A 15,808-nucleotide genomic window follows, 5' to 3' on the forward strand; every position below is an offset into this window, starting at 1 on the left:
CTGCATGTGATCAGTGTCCATGCTCGGCCTCCTCCTTCTCGAGTTCAGCCTTCAGCAAGAAGGCGTTGGCGGTGGCTATCCGCCAATTTGCTTCGAGACCGGACTCGATGACCACCCGTCCTCCCGAACGCGCACCGGTGACCACTCGACGGGTTTGAAACCCGCGGCGCGTGCGAACGAAGACCACCTCTGCGCCATCGATTGTCTGGACGGCACTTTCCGGCACCGACATGCGGCCGGTATCGACCTCACCCGAGGGGCGGATACGTGCCTGCAAGAACGCACCGGGTTGCAGGCCGGGGATCGGCCTTGCCAGCGACAGGACCGCCGTAGCGCTGCGGCTTTCGGGATCGAGCGAGGGAGTGACGGATCGCACGCGCGCACCCACTTCCCGGTTGTCCGCGATTTCCAGCGTGGCCTCGTCGCCAGGCTGGATGCGGCTTGCTTCAGCCGACGGGAGGGCAACCTCGACCTGCATGCCGCTCGGGTTCACGACCTGGTAGAGTTCTTCTCCGGCCTCGACGAAGGACCCGAGAACGATAGGCGCCGAGGTCACTCGGCCCGCGAGCGGGCTCGTAACCGCGAGGGAGCGCCCGTCGCCGCTAACACCCGCCGCCGAGACTGCCGCTTGGGCACGCGCAAGTTCCGATTGAGCAACCTGCAGATTGGCTCGGGCGGCCTCGAGATCCTGCCGCGCGGTGACATTGGCTTCGAAAAGGCGGCGCTCTCGATCGTAGGCAGCAGACAATTCGTTGACCCGCGCGCCCGCTGCGCTGAGTTGCGCCGCAAGAGCAGCGGCGTCGGCGCTCTCGATGCGGGCAATCGTCTCTCCCTGCCTCACGTAATCACCCAGCGTTTTGCCGACACTGCGGACTACGCCCGCTGCGCGGGCATCGATGCGGGCACTTGCCGTCGGGCTTGCCGCGACGGTGGCCGGAAAGACCAGCTCGACTGCCGATCCCTGACCGACGGTTTCGACCTCTATCTGGGACGCTTCGATTTGTTCGGCGCCAAGCAGGACAAGCCCTTCGGGAAGCTCGGCCTCCTCGCTCGTTTCCTCAATGTGCTGGTCGGCACTGCCACTTGGCCACAGCATAAACACTGCAGCGGCGATTGAAACGATCACGCCGATAAAAACGGCCAGACGTCTACGGTTCATTTGGAAATACCTCATTGTGCGCCGAGCCAGATCAGCGTCGCCGCCAGGCGGCCACGATCTTCCTGGGCTTGAATCAATGCTTCACGGATGGTGTCGCGCGCTTCGGCCGCAGCCAGAACTTCGATCAGCGGAAATCTGCCGTTGCGGTAGCCAATCCGAACGAGGCGCAAGGCTTCCTCGGCTTGGGGCAAGGACGTCTCCGCGAGGGTCTCGACCCGCGCTTCGGCTGCCAGAAATTGTCCGCGAGCCTGCGTGACTTCGAGTTCGAAATCGGTGCGGGCAATCGCCTCCCGTGCCGTCGCGGCGCGAAGCCGCGCCTCGGCAGCAGCGATGTTTCCTTGGTTGCGATTACTGAACGGAAACGGGATCGAAACGCCTACGAGGAACGCCTGGTCTCTGCTTTCCTCGAACCGTCGGACACCGGCGGATATCGCCGGATCCGGAATGCCTAAAGAGCGTTCCCGGGCGATCGCGGCATCTGCAGCCTCGCGTTCGGCACGGGCGACCTGAAGACGTAAGGCCGAAGGCGAGGCGAGCAGCGTCGCCGGAGGTTCGATCTCGGGGAACACCGAAGGCACGTCCGTAGCAGGTGTTGCCTCGCCCCAAAGCGCGGCGAGCGCAGTCCTCGCCGCACTGTCGGCGGCCAGGGCCGCTTCAAGCTCCGCGAGCGCCTCCGCAAGTGCCGCTTCGGCACGAAGCGAGCGCAGGGGAGGCTCCCGTCCGACATCGACCAGTACGCCTGCGATCCTGGCAAGCTCGCGATTGCGCTCGACTATGTCCCGCGCGAGTTCCAATCGGGCTGCCGCGGAGACGGCTTCGACATAGCGTTCGCGTACCGATCGCCCTAGCTGAGCAACCGAGAGCGCTCCTGAAAGGGCCGCGACGCGCGCTTCCGCCTGGGCGGCGCGGACGCGCGCTCCCCGTTTGCCGCCCAATTCGAGCCGCTGGCTCAGGGACAAAGTGTACTCGGTGGCCTGCAATCCCGAAAATGCGCCGCTTCCGGCAATGTTTTCGGCTTCGAAAGCAATTTCGGGGTTGGGCCGCAGCCGCGCCTGGTCGACCAGGGCCCGCGCCGCGTCGGCTTCGGCCCGCGGTCCGATCAGGCGCGGATTTTCTGGGGGCTCATCTGCGCTGTCGACGATGCCCGCACGAGCGAGCGCAGCTTCGAGCGTCAGAAGCTCACGCTCCTGCGCCGCCACGGTCGTGGCTTGAGCGGCGAGGAACAGCCCTCCAAGGAGGACCCCTCGCCAATGAATGGCTGACATTTTTCGAAAATTCCTCTGCTGACGATCCGAACTGCGCTGCGGCATGCAGCGCGGTGACGGTCGTCAGGCGCGAGGGGGGCGCTTCAGTCGGTCGGCAATTTCGGAAGCGAGCGCTTCGGCGGGAGGCGCATCGGGAACCACGACCAAGTGAGGGACCGAATTCTTCTGCACGGTGCCGGCAAAGCTCGCCCCGTGATGGCAATGGCCGTGTCCACACACGCCGTGTTGCTCGGCCGGCGCATCCGGATCGCCCGGCACTTCATCGGCGGCTGCGGATGACGCAGACGCGCTATCGAGCGAAGCCAGAACGGGCGTGCTTCCGGGCGCCACTTCGGCACCGCAAGCAGCAGCATCCGCCGCCGTCACGAACACCATCGCGACCAGCATGAGCAGGACGACGAAAGGGTGCAGGACAAGGCGACGATAGCTTGTAGTCATGGATTCCAACGGCTCCTAGCAAACCGCATCAAGATTGCAAGTTCCGTAACACGATGAAGTATAAGTCTTTTGTTACAGTATAACAGTCCTCGAATACTGTTTCGGTCTTTTAGAACGGCGCGATCAGGCCGCGCGAAGCTCGGGATGCGGATGCTCGCAGCGATGAACTTCGATCGTGACGTGCACATATTCTGCATGCTCTGAAAGTCGGCTGGCATAATTGTCGGGCGCGAGCGGATCATCGGCGATGAGCGAGGCGATGACTGCATACTTGCCAGGACCGATCCGCCAGATGTGCAGATCGCCGATCGCGGCGTCCCGGTCCTCGAGCGCCTCGCGCACCTCTGTGTACCGTTCAGAGGCCGCTTCGGCGTCGACAAGCACGGCAGCGGTATCGCGCAGCAGTGACCATGACCAGCGCCCGATCACGAAAGCACCCACCAGCCCCATTGCCGCGTCCATCCATGCCCAGCCGAGGTACATGCCGGCGAGAAGGGCCACGATAGCCAGGACGGAGGTCAGGGCATCGGCAAGCACGTGGAAATAGGCGGAGCGCAGATTGTTATCGGCATACGCATGGTCGTGGTGATGATGATGGTCGTGATCATGCCCATGGTGATGATCGGCACCAAGCAGCCAGGCACTCGCGAGGTTCACCACGAGGCCGAGCACGGCGATCCAGATAGCCTCGGTATAGGCAATCGTGAGCGGACTGACGAACCTTTGAGCCGATTCAACCGCGATCCCGATTGCGAAGATGGCGAGGACAAGCGCGCTCGCGAAGCCGGCGAGGTCGCCCACCTTGCCGGTACCGAATGTGAAACGCGGGTTGTTCGCATGGCGCTTGGCAAACCAGTAGGCGAAGGCCGCGACGCCCAAGGCACCTGCATGGGTCGCCATGTGGATACCATCGGCGAGAAGCGCCATCGATCCAGTCCACAGCCCCGCAACAATTTCGATCACCATCATCGCGGCGGTCAACGCGACAACATAGCGCGTGCGCTGCTCATGCGCGTCGTGCGAAGCGCTCAGAAAGTTGTGATCATGGGCGAGCGGTTTAGAGTCGGCGTGGTGCATGCGAGGCTGATAATCGGTATTACGGAAGGGCGAAACCTGAATGGAGCTTTCGACTCCGAGACCGAGGTGAATTTCGGACCTAGTAATTCCTTCCCGTCAGTCAGACCGAGAATCTGGTATTGCGAAAAGTAGGACCTCACTTCTCGCGATATCCGCTGCATTTACTCTCAATCCTACCTGTGCGATGAGCGTCAGCGTTTGAAAATCAACAAGATACGACAGGTATCCTATCGGTCCGATTCTGTTCATCCCGGGAAGGTCACAAGCTGGCCATGAATGCAAAAGTCATCACGAATTTCCAGCTTGGCAGCCGCGAATCCTCCTCGGCGCCGGATGTCTTGCCCTTGGCTACAGAGCATGCGCTGCAATCCGCCGGAGCTGCTTTCCATGCGCTCGCCGACACCATGCCGCAGATGGTTTGGTCGACTCTTCCCGACGGCTCCCACGATTATTACAATGCGCGCTGGTATGAATTCTCGGGTGTCCCTGTCGGATCAACCGACGGCGAAGGATGGGCCGGGATGTTTCATGAGGATGACCAGGCCGATGCATGGAATAAATGGAACCACAGCCTCGCTACCGGCGAACCGTACGAGGTTGAATATCGCCTGAGGCATCACAGCGGTGATTATCGCTGGATGATCGGTCGTGCGCTGCCGATCCTCAACGAGCAGGGTGAGATACAGCGCTGGATCGGCACTTGTACGGATATCGACGAGCAGAAGCGCACCGCCCTCCAAAACTGTTTGAAAGCGTCCAGGTCCTCAACGGCGCCAGCGCCTTCCTGAACGGTGCAGCACCGGGCGGATCGGGACTTGGCGGAAGCGTCAATCTGCAGCTCAAGAGGGCCGGAGACACCGACCTCAATCGCGTAACCGTTTCAGCCAGCGAGAATGCCCACTTCGGCGGCAGCTTCGATGTCGCTCGCCGCTTTGGCCAGAACGGCGAATGGGGCGTTCGCCTGAATGCAGCCTATCGTGACGGCGAAACGTCGATCGACCGTGAAGATCGCCGCACTCAGGTCGTGGGCGGTGCGATCGATTATGACAGTGGCCCCCTACGGGCGGCTCTCGACCTGGCGTTCCAGAATGTCCGGATCGACGCCTTGCGGCCGAAGGTCACCGTCGGAAGCGCAACGATCCCCGCCGTTCCCGATGGCGATGCGAACTATGCGCAGGATTTCACCTACACCGAACTGCGCGATGTTTTCGGCGCGCTGGCCGTGGAATACGATCTTGCCGACAATGCATTGGCATACTTCAGGGCCGGTGCGCGCGACGGGCGCGAGGAAGGCATTTACGGCGGCATTACCGTTCTCGATGCCGGTAGCGGTGCTGCCAGCGGCACGGCGCTGTTCGTCCCGCGGACCGACAATAACGAAGCGGTCGAAGCTGGCATCCGCGTGAAGTTGGGCGAAGCGATCACCCACGAGTTCAATTTCGGCGGCAATGCCAGCTGGCAGGTGAACCGCAACGCCTATGATTTCCGTTACGGGCCTGGTTTTGCCGGCTACGCCACCAATATCTACGACGCCCCGCAGGTCGAACTGCCGTCTTCGGCCCTCGTCGGCGGCGACCTTGAGGATCCCTTCCCGATTTCGCGGACGCGGCTCTGGAGTGCTTTCGCATCGGACACAATCGGGATGATCGAAGACCGTTTGCAGGTCACGGCGGGCCTGCGCCTGCAATCCATCAATGTGAAGAGCTACAGCTATTTCGGCGGCGACCTGGCGACCGAATACGATGAAAGCGCAGTCACGCCCGTAATCGGCGTGGTCCTCAAGCCCTTCGATGGCCTGTCGCTATATGGCAACCGGATCGAGGCGCTCCAGCAAGGTCCGACAGCGCCCCTCGATCCGGCGCTCGTCAGCAATCCGGGAGAGGTGCTCGCGCCCCGCAAGTCGCTGCAGTACGAGGTTGGAGGCAAGCTGGCACTGGGCGATGTCTTCGTCGGTCTCGGCGCCTACCGCCTTGAGCGACCGGGAGAGGGTGTGCTTGCCGACGGCAGCTTCGGATACCTCGGGGATCAGACGCACCAAGGCATCGAGTTCACGGTCAACGGCGATCTGACACCCAGCCTGAGGCTGATCGGCGGCGCAGCTCTGACCGATGCGAAGCTCGTCAGCGGCAACGAGGTACCTGGCGTTTCCGAATACACCGCCAATGCAGACTTGGAGTGGGACTTGGGCTTTGTGCCTGGCGCGACGATCACAGCGCGTGCAGTGCACACGGGTCCGCAGTGGGTCGATGCCGCCAACACGCTCGAACTCGATAGCTGGACGCGTATCGATCTCGGTGCGCGCTACGTCTTCGCGGCGGACGACACGCCGGTCACGCTCCGCCTTTCGGCCGATAATATCACGAACGAAAAGTACTGGGCCAGCGCGTTCGACGTCTTTTCTGCCGCACTGCTGCAAGGAACCCCGCGCACAATCAAAGCCAGCATCTCTGCCGACTTCTAAGTTGGGCTGCGATGGGGCCGCTAGTGGTCAGTCCGGTCCTGGTCGACAAGGCGCAGATAGCGGACATTCGGCTTGCGACCCGTGAGCGGACATTGGTCGCATTACACCGCTGTGTGAAAGCAGTCGTTGGGTTGGAATGGAGAGAACTCCGGCGATCGGGTGCTGCTCAACCCAACATAGATCCGGCGTCGGAGGCAGCTGTAGGGTAAGCAAACATAGTCGATTTAATATCGTCCGCATTAAGCCCATGTCGGATGGCTAAGCCGAAGATATTGATCAGTTCGTCAGCGTCAGGGCCGACCAGGTGAGCCCCAAGGATGCGTCCTGTTCCAGTTTCGACCAGCACCTTGTGGCCGTAGATCTCTTCGTTCAGCCGCCTTGCCGAAAACCAACCTGGGTGCGATCCAGCATTCACCGTGAAATCCAAACCTGCCTCGTGCGCCTCGCTTTCCAGCATTCCGACCCGCGCCGCCGGCGGCTCCGTGAAAAGTGCACTAGGAACCCCACAATAGTTCGGAGCTCGGCCGCTATCTTCGAGTATGTTCTCAAGAACCACTTTGGCATCATGACTGGAGACCGGAGTCAGTGGCGGACCATTTGCAGCAGCGTCACCCGCCGCGAAGACTTTGGGGTTGCTTTGGCTTCGTAGTTGAGCGGTAAGCACCAAGCGACCCTCGTCACAGGCGACGTCTCCCGCCCCCAGATCGAGCGAACCGATCGCAGGGACTCTTCCGGCAGCGTGCACCACCAAGTCCCCTTCGATCCTGCGGTCGCCAGCATGCACGGTCAGACCGCCGGCTGTCTTCGTTACGCCGTTCACCTCGGCATCCACGATTTCAATGCCGAGATCGTCGAAACTCGGCATGAGCCAATCGACCGTGTCAGGGTCGAAGGCTTTCAGAATGCGGCCTCGTTGGACGATGGTGACCTTTGCTCCGGCGCGTGCGGCGAGGTGGGCAAATTCCGCGGCAATGTATCCGCCGCCGACGAATACGATCCTATCTGGAAGGGTTTCAAGTTCCAGGAATGCATCGCTGTGGGTCAGCAATGGCTCGCCTTCGATGCCAAGTGGCCGAGGCTCCGCTCCCGTTGCGATAAGAGCGTGCGAGAAACTCAGTTCCCTGTCGCCTACCGCGATCCTGTCGGGGCCAGCAAAGCGCGCCGCTCCGTAGAAGGTCGCCACGCCCTTTCGCTCGTAGCGAGCTTCCTGTTTTTCGGGGACGGGGTCGGTAAAGCTCCGCTTGAATGCCTGGAGGTCGCCCCAGTCAATCGAAACCGAACCTTCGATGCCCTTCCCCTTCATTCGCCTGTATGCAGCGAGCGCTTCCTCTGCACTCACCATCATCTTTTTCGGGTCGCATCCCCGCAGCGCACATGTGCCACCGTAAGGCCGATAATCGATGACCGCGCAACGCTTCCCTGCGTCAGCCATCCGGTGGACCGCGACCTGCGCAGCAGTTCCCGATCCGACGGCGACGAAATCGAAATTCTCAGCCATTGCAGCAGTCCCCTTCCTGAATCGGAGGGCAGGGAACGGTGCCGTATGAGCAGAACACGCAGCAATCGCCTTGGAGCGGCTGAAGGCGAACGCCGCAACCCGCGCAGTTATGGAAGAACAGGCAAGCGTTGGTCGGCATTTCCATGTCCTCCTCATGACCGCATTCGGGACAGCGCAAGCGCGAGATCAGGATCGGATCAGCCATAAAGGAAGGCACCTGTCAGCAGGGCCGCACCGATGGCAATTCCTATGGCGGTCAGCCCCCGATAGGTCGATGATCCGCATGCACTGTCCGCGGGGCATGTTCGTGCCCGCCGAAACTGCCAGAGCAAACGGAGGGTGGCAGCGAGAAGAAGAGCCGACGCGAGGGTCAACAGCGGGACGCGATAGGGGGCTACAACCGGCGAGATGCTGCCAAGCCACGCCGAGCCCACACCCACCGACGCGAGCATCAAGGGAAGTGCACAGCATGCAGCTGCCCCGAAGGCTGCAAAGACACCCCCGCCCGTCGCCAATCCGTTCCACCATGTGCTGATGCCGCGCATCGATCGTCCTTTTGCAAATCTTGATTCGCACACCTATTTACAGTCTGTAGCAACTACAGACTCAAGAGGTTGGCTTTGAAAATTGGCGAAGTGGCTAAGCGGACCGGATGTAACATCGAGACAATCCGGTATTACGAACGGATAGGCGTTATCGATCCTCCGCCGAGAAGAGGCGCCTACCGCGACTATGGTCCTTGCGACACCGAGCGCCTCCGCTTCATTCGGCGCGCGCGCGAACTCGGATTCTCCCTCGAGGAGGTGCGGGCACTGCTTGACTTAACGCCAGGCCACGAAGTGCGTTGCGATGAGGTGCAATCGATCGCCGAACAGCACCTCGCGAGCGTCCGTGCGAAGCGGGCCGACCTTGAGCGTATGGAGAACGCTCTCGCTAAACTGATCGAGCAATGTGGCACCACGAGTGTTGATCGGTGCCCGGTATTGGAAAGCCTAGCCGGCGAAGGCTAGCCCAACGGATCAAAGCGACAGGCCAACGGGTTTCCACCCATCTAAAGCGCCTTTCGCCGAGGAAGCAGAGCACCAGAGGGGGCGCAGCCGCCGAGGGGGCGTCAACCGACAGTCGGATTAGGGATTCAGAGCGGTGCATCCGCACATTCTCCCTTCTGGCGTCAATGAACAGTTGCGCGGAACGCCTCCGCAATTCATCGAAAAATATCGATAAGAATTGACGGCCTTGCAATCCATCGATAATTGCCGATGGATGAAGTCGACCACAGGACTAGAGGCACTCTCTGCGCTCGCGCACCCGACGCGGCTTGATGCGTTCCGTCGTCTGGTGCGCAGCGAGCCCCACGGGCTCTCTACCGGCCAGCTCGTGGAAGCCTCGGGCCTCACGCAGAGCACTTTTTCGAGTCACCTCGCGATCCTCGTCGGCGCTGATCTCGTCATACCTGAGAAGCGGGGGCGACAGATGATCCAACGGGCAAACATCAAAGTCCTGCGCGACCTGATGCTGTTTCTCGCCAAGGATTGCTGTGAAGGTCGCGCAGAGCTTTGCGAGCCGCTTGTCGCCGAACTTTCCCATTGTTGCTGAAGGAGCAGGCAATGGCTGACCAACCCTACAATGTCCTGTTCCTGTGCACGGGCAACTCGGCTCGCTCGATTTTGGGCGAAGCGCTGATGAACAAGATGGGCGGAGGTCGCTTCCGTGCCTACAGCGCAGGCAGCCAGCCCAAGGGCGACGTGCATCCGATGTCGCTCGAGGTGCTCGATAGCTTCGGCTATCCGACCGATGGCTTGCGCTCGAAGAACTGGAGCGAGTTCACCAAGCCCGGCGCACAGGAGTTCGATTTCATCTTTACTGTCTGCGACAACGCTGCGGGCGAGAGCTGTCCGGTATGGCCAGGCAAGCCGCTCACCGCGCATTGGGGCGTAGAGGATCCCGCCGCAGTCGAAGGGGATGGCCAGCGGCAGGCTTTCGTCGATTCGCTCAGCTATCTTAAACGCCGGATCGAGCTGTTCCTGATGCTCCCGCTCCAGAGCATCGACGAAATGTCTGTGCGCAGCAAGCTGGCCGCCATCGGCCGCGAAGAAGGCGCCAGCGCCAAGGCCAAGGAATCCTGAATGACCACCGACATCGTGATCTACCACAACCCCGAATGCGGCACCTCGCGCAACACGCTGGCGATGATCCGCAACGCCGGGTTCGAGCCGCATGTTATTGAGTATCTGAAGACGCCGCCTTCGCGCGCCATGCTCGAAAGCCTGATCGAGCGCGCTGGGCCCACCCCCCGTGCGCTGTTGCGTGAAAAGGGCACGCCATATGCCGAACTGGGCCTCGGCGATGAGAGCCTGAGCGATACAGCGCTGGTGGACGCGATGATGGAGCACCCGGTCCTGATCAACCGTCCAGTTGTCGTCTCCCCGCTCGGCGTCCGCCTGTGCCGTCCGTCAGAGGCGGTGCTCGACATTCTGCCAAGCCCCCAGCTGGGCGCCTTCACCAAGGAAGACGGCGAGCAGGTCGTGGACGCGCCGGGCGAACGTATCGCCTGATGCTGCTTGCGGTTGCAATTTTCGTGGTCACCATCACGATGGTGATCTGGCAGCCGCGCGGGCTCGGCATCGGGTGGAGCGCGATCGGCGGAGCGCTGCTCGCCCTTGCCACCGGCGTCATCTCGCTCGCCGACATCCCGGTGGTGTGGAACATCATCTGGAACGCCACCGGCGCCTTCGTCGCGGTGATCCTGATCAGCTTGATCCTCGATCGTGCCGGGTTCTTCGAATGGGCTGCGCTCCATGTGGCGCGGTGGGGGCGCGGCGACGGTCGCTGGCTATTCGTGCTCGTGGTATTGCTGGGTGCAGGTGTTGCCGCGATCTTCGCCAATGATGGCGCGGCGCTGATCCTGACCCCGATCGTGATCGCGATGCTCCGGGCGCTGGGATACAACGCCAAAGCGACGCTGGCTTTCGTCATGGCGGCAGGGTTCATTGCCGATACGTCGAGCCTGCCGCTGGTCGTGTCGAACCTCGTCAATATCGTCTCGGCGGACTTCTTCGATATCGGGTTCGGCGAGTATGCGCTGGTCATGGTGCCAGTCGACCTGGCGGCTATCGTGGCTACGCTGGCAGCGCTGCTGCTGTTCTTCCGCAAGGACATTCCGACCAGCTACGACGTCGCACAGCTCCGCGCTCCGGCAGAAGCGATCCATGACCGAGCGACCTTCCGCGCCGGCTGGGTGGTGCTGGCCCTGCTGCTGATCGGTTTTTTCGTTCTCGATCCTCTTGGCGTGCCGATCAGCGCGGTCGCTGCCGTCGGCGCGCTGGCGCTCATCGCGATAGCTGCGCGCGGCCACGTCATCCCTACGGGCCAGGTGATCCGCGAAGCGCCCTGGCAGGTCGTGATCTTCTCGCTCGGCATGTATCTGGTCGTCTACGGCATGAGCAATGCGGGGCTTGCCACTGCGATCGCCGGGGTGCTGGAGCGCTCGGCCGAGGGCGGCATATGGGGTGCGGCCTTCGGAACGGGCATTCTGTCCGCGGTGCTATCCTCGGGCATGAACAACATGCCGACCGTCCTCGTCGGCGCGCTGTCGATCGATGCCACGAGTGCCACCGGCCCGGTTCGTGACGCCATGATCTACGCCAACGTCATCGGCTGCGACCTCGGGCCAAAGATCACGCCGATCGGTTCGCTCGCGACCCTGCTGTGGCTGCATGTGCTGGGACAGAAGGACGTGAAGATCGGCTGGGGCTATTACTTCCGCGTCGGCATCACACTGACCACGCCGATCCTGCTGGCAACCCTGGCCGCCCTCGCACTGCGATTGAGCCTCGCATGAAGCTGTTCCTCGTCTATCCGCTCGCGGCGCTGTTCGAAATCGCCGGTTGCTTCGCATTCTGGGCATGGTGGCGGCTGGAGAAGAGCGCCTTGTGGCTGCTGCCCGGAATGGTGTCGCTGGCCCTGTTCGCCTGGCTGCTGACTCTCGTGCCGACCGACGCTGCCGGTCGCGCCTTCGCAGCCTATGGCGGGGTCTATGTTGCCGCGTCGCTCCTGTGGCTGTGGACTGTCGAAGGCACCACCCCCGACCGGTGGGACTTCGTCGGCGGCGCGGTCGTGCTCGCCGGCGCTGCCATCATCCTGTTCGGCCCCCGCGGCTGACGACCCAAATTTGGAGAATTTCCTTGTCCCGTCTGCGACCCTTGCCCGATCCCGACAGCTTTCCGGCGCTCGACCCCGCCTTCATCCATGCCCGCCCTGCCGAAGGTCTCGGTGCCGACCAGCCACCGCCGCGCATCCTGTTGCTCTACGGTTCTCTGCGGGAGCGCTCGTATTCGCGCCTCGCGGTCGAGGAAGCTGCTCGCTTGCTCCAGCTGTTCGGCGCGGAGACGCGCATCTTCGATCCCTCCGACCTGCCGCTACCCGATCAGGTGGGTGGCGATGACCATCCCGCCGTCCACGAACTGCGCGAGCATGCCTTCTGGTCCGAGGGCATGGTGTGGTGCAGCCCCGAAAGGCACGGCCAGATCACGGGCATAATGAAGACACAGATCGATCATCTGCCGCTTAGTATCGGAGGCATGCGACCGACCCAGGGGCGGACCCTTGCGGTCATGCAGGTATCTGCCGGCTCGCAGTCGTTCAACACCGTCAATACACTGCGGCTGCTTGGGCGCTGGATGCGGATGTTCACCATCCCGAACCAGTCCAGCGTGCCAAAGGCATACGAGGAGTTCGACGAGGCTGGCCGCATGAAACCCTCCTCGCTCTACGATCGGATCGTGGACGTCATGGAGGAACTGGTCCGCTTCACAGTCCTGCTGCGCCCGCATGCCAAGCAGCTCGTGGACCGATATTCGGAGCGCAAGGAGTCCGGGCGCGTCATCGATTCTAAGACGGATATATCCTCGATCGCCTTATCTTGATCGTAATGACCGCCTATGGGCGTGCGACGCGATGGCCCCAGAGACTGAAACGGGGCGCGCTGCTGACCGGCCGCTTGGGGGCCGTGAGGGGACTGTCGCCTTTCAATTCCCAAATTGCAGAAAGCCGTCATTCTGGAAGCGATCCCAACTACCGATGTAGATGCCGTCGTAACTCTAATCCGAAACCAGACCCTGGAAGCGCAGCTCTTCGGCGCTTCTGGTTTTCGGGGAGGTCAATGGGAAGCACTTACAGGTGAGCGGATCACCTAATGTCTGTTGTGAGTTCGATTGCTACGAGGTGCCAGCTGAGTCCATCCCGTTCGAAGCGATAGCTATTGCCGCTTGTTTCGTTGCGGCCCGACGGTGTCGCCACAACTGTATTCAGTCCAGACCAGTCGAACGACCAGCTATCGGTGGTTTCCATTATGCGGGGCATGGGGCCGGCGGGCTCTTCCTCGGGAAAATCTGCGGGCAGTCCGGCGGCGGCTGCGAACTGCCATTCGCCATAAGGTTCGTTGACGAACATCCGCACTGCACGCGGGTCCGACATCGCATCCAGAATGACGTCCTTAGTGTAGGGCGGCTCATAGGTATCGACCTGAGGCAACATCTGATTCTCGAAGGCTGCTCGCACGCGCGCCCGGTCGAATAGAGCGAGCAACTCTTCGGGCGCAGTTTCCCAATCGCTGAGTGCTGCAATCGCCAGCCTGGGCGAAAAAGCATACCAGCTTCCCCCGGCCACAATTACGATTGCGGCAATAGTTGTAACCAGCCAGATGAAGCGAGAGCTCTTCATGATCGAAAACATAGCAGTCCAAGGAGGCTACACTCAACGGATTATCCCGGATCCGGAAATTCCAACATAAGCGGAAGCTTTTGCTTTTCGGAAAGCATTTCGTTTCAGTGCCGTTCAGCGAGAAAGCTCCATGATACATCGTCACATTGGGAGATGGTGTATTGATTCGGCTTGCTGTTGCCCTGTGCGCCAGTCTGGCGGCTTGCTCTGCTCAAGGCTCAAGCGAGGAACGCGGGGCCGCCTCCGCGGACGACTATGCCACCATTCTGGAAGCTCCGCCCTATACGCCGATCACGACCCTTGGCCCTGCCGGCTACACTCCGACTATTGAGGACCGGCGGCACCGGTTCGCCGACAGGCTTGAACAGCGCCACCTGCCTATGCTGCGCAGGCTGAAGAAGGGCGAGATTGGCAATTTCGGTGGGATCGAATGGCGCTGGAAGGATGGGCCGGACAATGACGGCCTTGGCACGGTGAGCGGGGTAGCATTTTTCTTACGCGACCCGCCAGCATCGCTCGCGCGCTATACCTCAGACCCCTTGTTCTCTGCTGAGCGGGCCGGGTTTTCCCGTTCCGATCAGGACCGGATCGTGCGCGAGTGGGAACAGCGTATCGGACCGGAAATCGCCTCTGCCGGATTTGGCAACATGAGCGTGCCCTGGCTATCCATTTTCATGGTGCGCGCTGAATTCGACACGCTGCGAGAGAAGAGGGGCTGGAAGCTCCCGGCCAACCTGCTGTTACGGTTCGAACCGCGCGCAAATCCCGATTTACCGCGGGTCGCACCCGATGTGGCAGGCCAGATCCGCTATTTTGCGCAGGCAGAGATAACCTCTATTCCTCCTCCGGCCTTGGCTACCTTCGATGCCATCGTGCTGCGTGACGGCTGTTTCTTCATCGACGAGCAAGGGAATGATGACCCGCTCGTCCTGTTTCCGTTCGAGACTGGTGTCTGGCGCGATGAGCAGGAACACCTCGCCTTCCGGCCCCGTGTTACAACCGATACCCGCCGGTTCGGACGAGTCGGGACACGCTTGCAGCTTGGCTATCGTGGTCAGGTGAATGACCCCCCGGGGGAACTGATTGCGGCATGTGGCGAGCACAGGGTTGTGGCCGTGACTTCACTCGATCAGGCGGCGGGATATGGCAATGACTGGTTCGCCGTGCGCGAATATCGCGACCGCGAAGGGATCAGCAGCGCCGAGGCCATGCGCCGCGTAAACGAATGCCTGCTGGCGCAGGAGCAGACCATGGCGGACAATCGCCTGCGCGGCGGTCGGGAACATCCGACACAATGCGCCAAGCGGTTCGGCATCTGGGGCAACCCCGTAAACCCGCCGCCGCCGCCGCCCCTGCTGCCCGCAATGCAGTCAGAATCCGCCACCGAACCTCTTTTCCCTCCATCGCCTCCCAAGAAGCTGATGCCGACCCGTAACGGCGTATGCCGGTTCGAGGAACACGACCCTGCCGGACGACCCAGAGAACTGATCGCGACCAACCGCGATTCCAATATGATCTTCTGGGCCGATGAAGGCGCGGCGCTGTGGGATCACCCCAACGGCTTCATTGACGAAGGCATGGTGATCCCCGGCAAGCGCATCGTCGCTGCGCGTGAAGGGGTGAAGGATCTGTGGATCTTCCCCAATCGCGATGGACCGATATACCTTCATTCCGGGCCGGAGATATTCGCATGCAGCCAGCCCGCAGACTGGTGAGGCACTTGTTCGTGGCCGTGCTGGTGGTGCCAGTTGTCGCATGCCAGAGCGCGCCCTCCTCGCCGCATCTGATCACCATCGCGCGGCCTGCGTTTGCCGGGGAGGCACTGTTTCGCGGCGAACTAGAGGTGGTGCGCGGCTGCGTGGTCGTGAAGGGCGATCGCCGCAGTTCGGCCGTTCTGTTCGATCCGGGTGTAACCTTGCTGCCGTCGGGCGACGGGCTGCACGACCCACATTCCGGCAACGATATTTCCTTCGGTCAACGCATTAGCGGCGGAGGGGGCTTTTTGCGCGAGAATGCAAAGGGATGGCCGATTTCGGATATCGAGCGTTTCTATGGAGTTACGATCCCTGCGGCCTGCCCGAAAGACGACATCATGCGGCTGCGAAACATGGAAGTTCTGGAAGGATGACTGAGCGAAACTTCATCTCCACTGCGCTCGTCGGATTGCTGACCGCCGGTCTTGCCGGTTG

Annotated in this window: 18 protein-coding genes and 1 pseudogene; 11 read left to right on the top strand and 8 right to left on the bottom strand. The window is 61.7% G+C overall.

Annotation, left to right across the window (positions count from 1 at the left end):
• Window positions 1-10: 10 nt before the first annotated feature.
• The 4 genes from P8Q88_RS09460 to dmeF form a co-directional block, all read right to left on the bottom strand.
• Window positions 11-1,159, bottom strand: a complete 1,149-nt coding sequence (locus tag P8Q88_RS09460) for an efflux RND transporter periplasmic adaptor subunit (protein ID WP_123880461.1) — start codon at window positions 1,157-1,159, stop codon at window positions 11-13.
• 11 nt (window positions 1,160-1,170) lie between these two features.
• On the bottom strand, window positions 1,171-2,424 hold the full coding sequence (locus tag P8Q88_RS09465; RefSeq protein ID WP_278323577.1) for a TolC family protein: 1,254 nt from the start codon (window positions 2,422-2,424) through the stop codon (window positions 1,171-1,173).
• Between the two features lie 63 nt (window positions 2,425-2,487).
• The gene (locus tag P8Q88_RS09470) at window positions 2,488-2,862 is read right to left on the bottom strand and encodes a hypothetical protein (RefSeq protein ID WP_123880465.1); all 375 of its coding nucleotides are present in this window, start codon (window positions 2,860-2,862) and stop codon (window positions 2,488-2,490) included.
• Between the two features lie 123 nt (window positions 2,863-2,985).
• Entirely contained in the window at window positions 2,986-3,939 is a 954-nt protein-coding gene (gene dmeF / locus P8Q88_RS09475) for a CDF family Co(II)/Ni(II) efflux transporter DmeF (protein ID WP_278323578.1), read from the bottom strand.
• A 383-nt stretch (window positions 3,940-4,322) separates the two neighbouring features.
• Here dmeF and P8Q88_RS09480 point away from each other — a divergent pair.
• Both P8Q88_RS09480 and P8Q88_RS09485 read left to right on the top strand, forming a co-directional pair.
• A pseudogene (locus tag P8Q88_RS09480) lies at window positions 4,323-4,664 on the top strand (PAS domain-containing protein); the annotation flags it as partial.
• Window positions 4,640-6,400: a TonB-dependent receptor gene (locus P8Q88_RS09485; RefSeq protein ID WP_229660415.1), complete on the top strand. Its 1,761-nt coding sequence runs from the start codon at window positions 4,640-4,642 to the stop codon at window positions 6,398-6,400. The pseudogene P8Q88_RS09480 and the gene P8Q88_RS09485, both read left to right, overlap by 25 nt.
• Before the next feature lie 166 nt (window positions 6,401-6,566).
• Here P8Q88_RS09485 and P8Q88_RS09490 read toward each other — a convergent pair whose 3' ends face one another.
• From P8Q88_RS09490 to P8Q88_RS09500, 3 genes are read right to left on the bottom strand one after another with little or no spacing between them, the layout of a single operon-like run.
• Window positions 6,567-7,898: a dihydrolipoyl dehydrogenase family protein gene (locus P8Q88_RS09490; protein WP_278323579.1), complete on the bottom strand. Its 1,332-nt coding sequence runs from the start codon at window positions 7,896-7,898 to the stop codon at window positions 6,567-6,569.
• Window positions 7,891-8,103 (bottom strand): GDCCVxC domain-containing (seleno)protein, encoded by a 213-nt coding sequence (locus P8Q88_RS09495; RefSeq protein ID WP_278323580.1) that lies wholly within the window; start codon window positions 8,101-8,103, stop codon window positions 7,891-7,893. Before P8Q88_RS09495 ends, P8Q88_RS09490 begins: the two co-directional genes overlap by 8 nt.
• Window positions 8,096-8,443 (bottom strand): mercuric transporter MerT family protein, encoded by a 348-nt coding sequence (locus P8Q88_RS09500; protein ID WP_185884312.1) that lies wholly within the window; start codon window positions 8,441-8,443, stop codon window positions 8,096-8,098. The genes P8Q88_RS09495 and P8Q88_RS09500 overlap by 8 nt, the downstream gene beginning before the upstream one ends.
• Window positions 8,444-8,518: 75 nt before the next feature.
• Between P8Q88_RS09500 and P8Q88_RS09505 the strand changes: the two genes are divergently transcribed.
• The 7 genes from P8Q88_RS09505 (at window position 8,519) to arsH (ending at window position 12,823) form a co-directional block, all read left to right on the top strand.
• Window positions 8,519-8,908 (top strand): MerR family transcriptional regulator, encoded by a 390-nt coding sequence (locus tag P8Q88_RS09505; RefSeq protein ID WP_342357298.1) that lies wholly within the window; start codon window positions 8,519-8,521, stop codon window positions 8,906-8,908.
• Window positions 8,909-9,161: 253 nt separating this feature from the next.
• Window positions 9,162-9,494 (top strand): ArsR/SmtB family transcription factor, encoded by a 333-nt coding sequence (locus tag P8Q88_RS09510; RefSeq protein ID WP_120325042.1) that lies wholly within the window; start codon window positions 9,162-9,164, stop codon window positions 9,492-9,494.
• An 11-nt stretch (window positions 9,495-9,505) separates the two neighbouring features.
• A complete protein-coding gene (locus P8Q88_RS09515) occupies window positions 9,506-10,024 on the top strand; it encodes an arsenate reductase ArsC (protein WP_228167635.1) in 519 nt (172 codons plus the stop codon).
• Window positions 10,025-10,453, top strand: a complete 429-nt coding sequence (gene arsC / locus P8Q88_RS09520) for an arsenate reductase (glutaredoxin) (RefSeq protein ID WP_278323583.1) — start codon at window positions 10,025-10,027, stop codon at window positions 10,451-10,453.
• Window positions 10,453-11,739, top strand: coding sequence for an arsenic transporter (locus P8Q88_RS09525; RefSeq protein ID WP_278323584.1), 1,287 nt, complete (start codon window positions 10,453-10,455; stop codon window positions 11,737-11,739). The genes arsC and P8Q88_RS09525 overlap by 1 nt, the downstream gene beginning before the upstream one ends.
• Window positions 11,736-12,059, top strand: coding sequence for a YnfA family protein (locus P8Q88_RS09530; RefSeq protein ID WP_278323585.1), 324 nt, complete (start codon window positions 11,736-11,738; stop codon window positions 12,057-12,059). Before P8Q88_RS09525 ends, P8Q88_RS09530 begins: the two co-directional genes overlap by 4 nt.
• A gap of 23 nt (window positions 12,060-12,082) precedes the next feature.
• Window positions 12,083-12,823 carry an arsenical resistance protein ArsH gene (arsH, locus tag P8Q88_RS09535; protein WP_278323586.1) on the top strand — a complete coding sequence of 247 codons (741 nt, stop codon included), beginning with the start codon at window positions 12,083-12,085 and terminating at the stop codon, window positions 12,821-12,823.
• 262 nt (window positions 12,824-13,085) lie between these two features.
• On the opposite strand, the gene P8Q88_RS09540 is transcribed toward arsH, so the two are convergent.
• Window positions 13,086-13,631 (bottom strand): hypothetical protein, encoded by a 546-nt coding sequence (locus tag P8Q88_RS09540; RefSeq protein ID WP_278323587.1) that lies wholly within the window; start codon window positions 13,629-13,631, stop codon window positions 13,086-13,088.
• Between the two features lie 149 nt (window positions 13,632-13,780).
• Here P8Q88_RS09540 and P8Q88_RS09545 point away from each other — a divergent pair, with 149 nt between their 5' ends.
• Window positions 13,781-15,334, top strand: coding sequence for a hypothetical protein (locus P8Q88_RS09545; protein WP_278323588.1), 1,554 nt, complete (start codon window positions 13,781-13,783; stop codon window positions 15,332-15,334).
• An 11-nt stretch (window positions 15,335-15,345) separates the two neighbouring features.
• A complete protein-coding gene (locus P8Q88_RS09550; protein ID WP_278323589.1) occupies window positions 15,346-15,747 on the top strand; it encodes a hypothetical protein in 402 nt (133 codons plus the stop codon).
• Window positions 15,748-15,808: the final 61 nt, after the last annotated feature.

This window comes from Qipengyuania marincola, from assembly GCF_029688625.1.
GTDB lineage: Bacteria > Pseudomonadota > Alphaproteobacteria > Sphingomonadales > Sphingomonadaceae > Qipengyuania.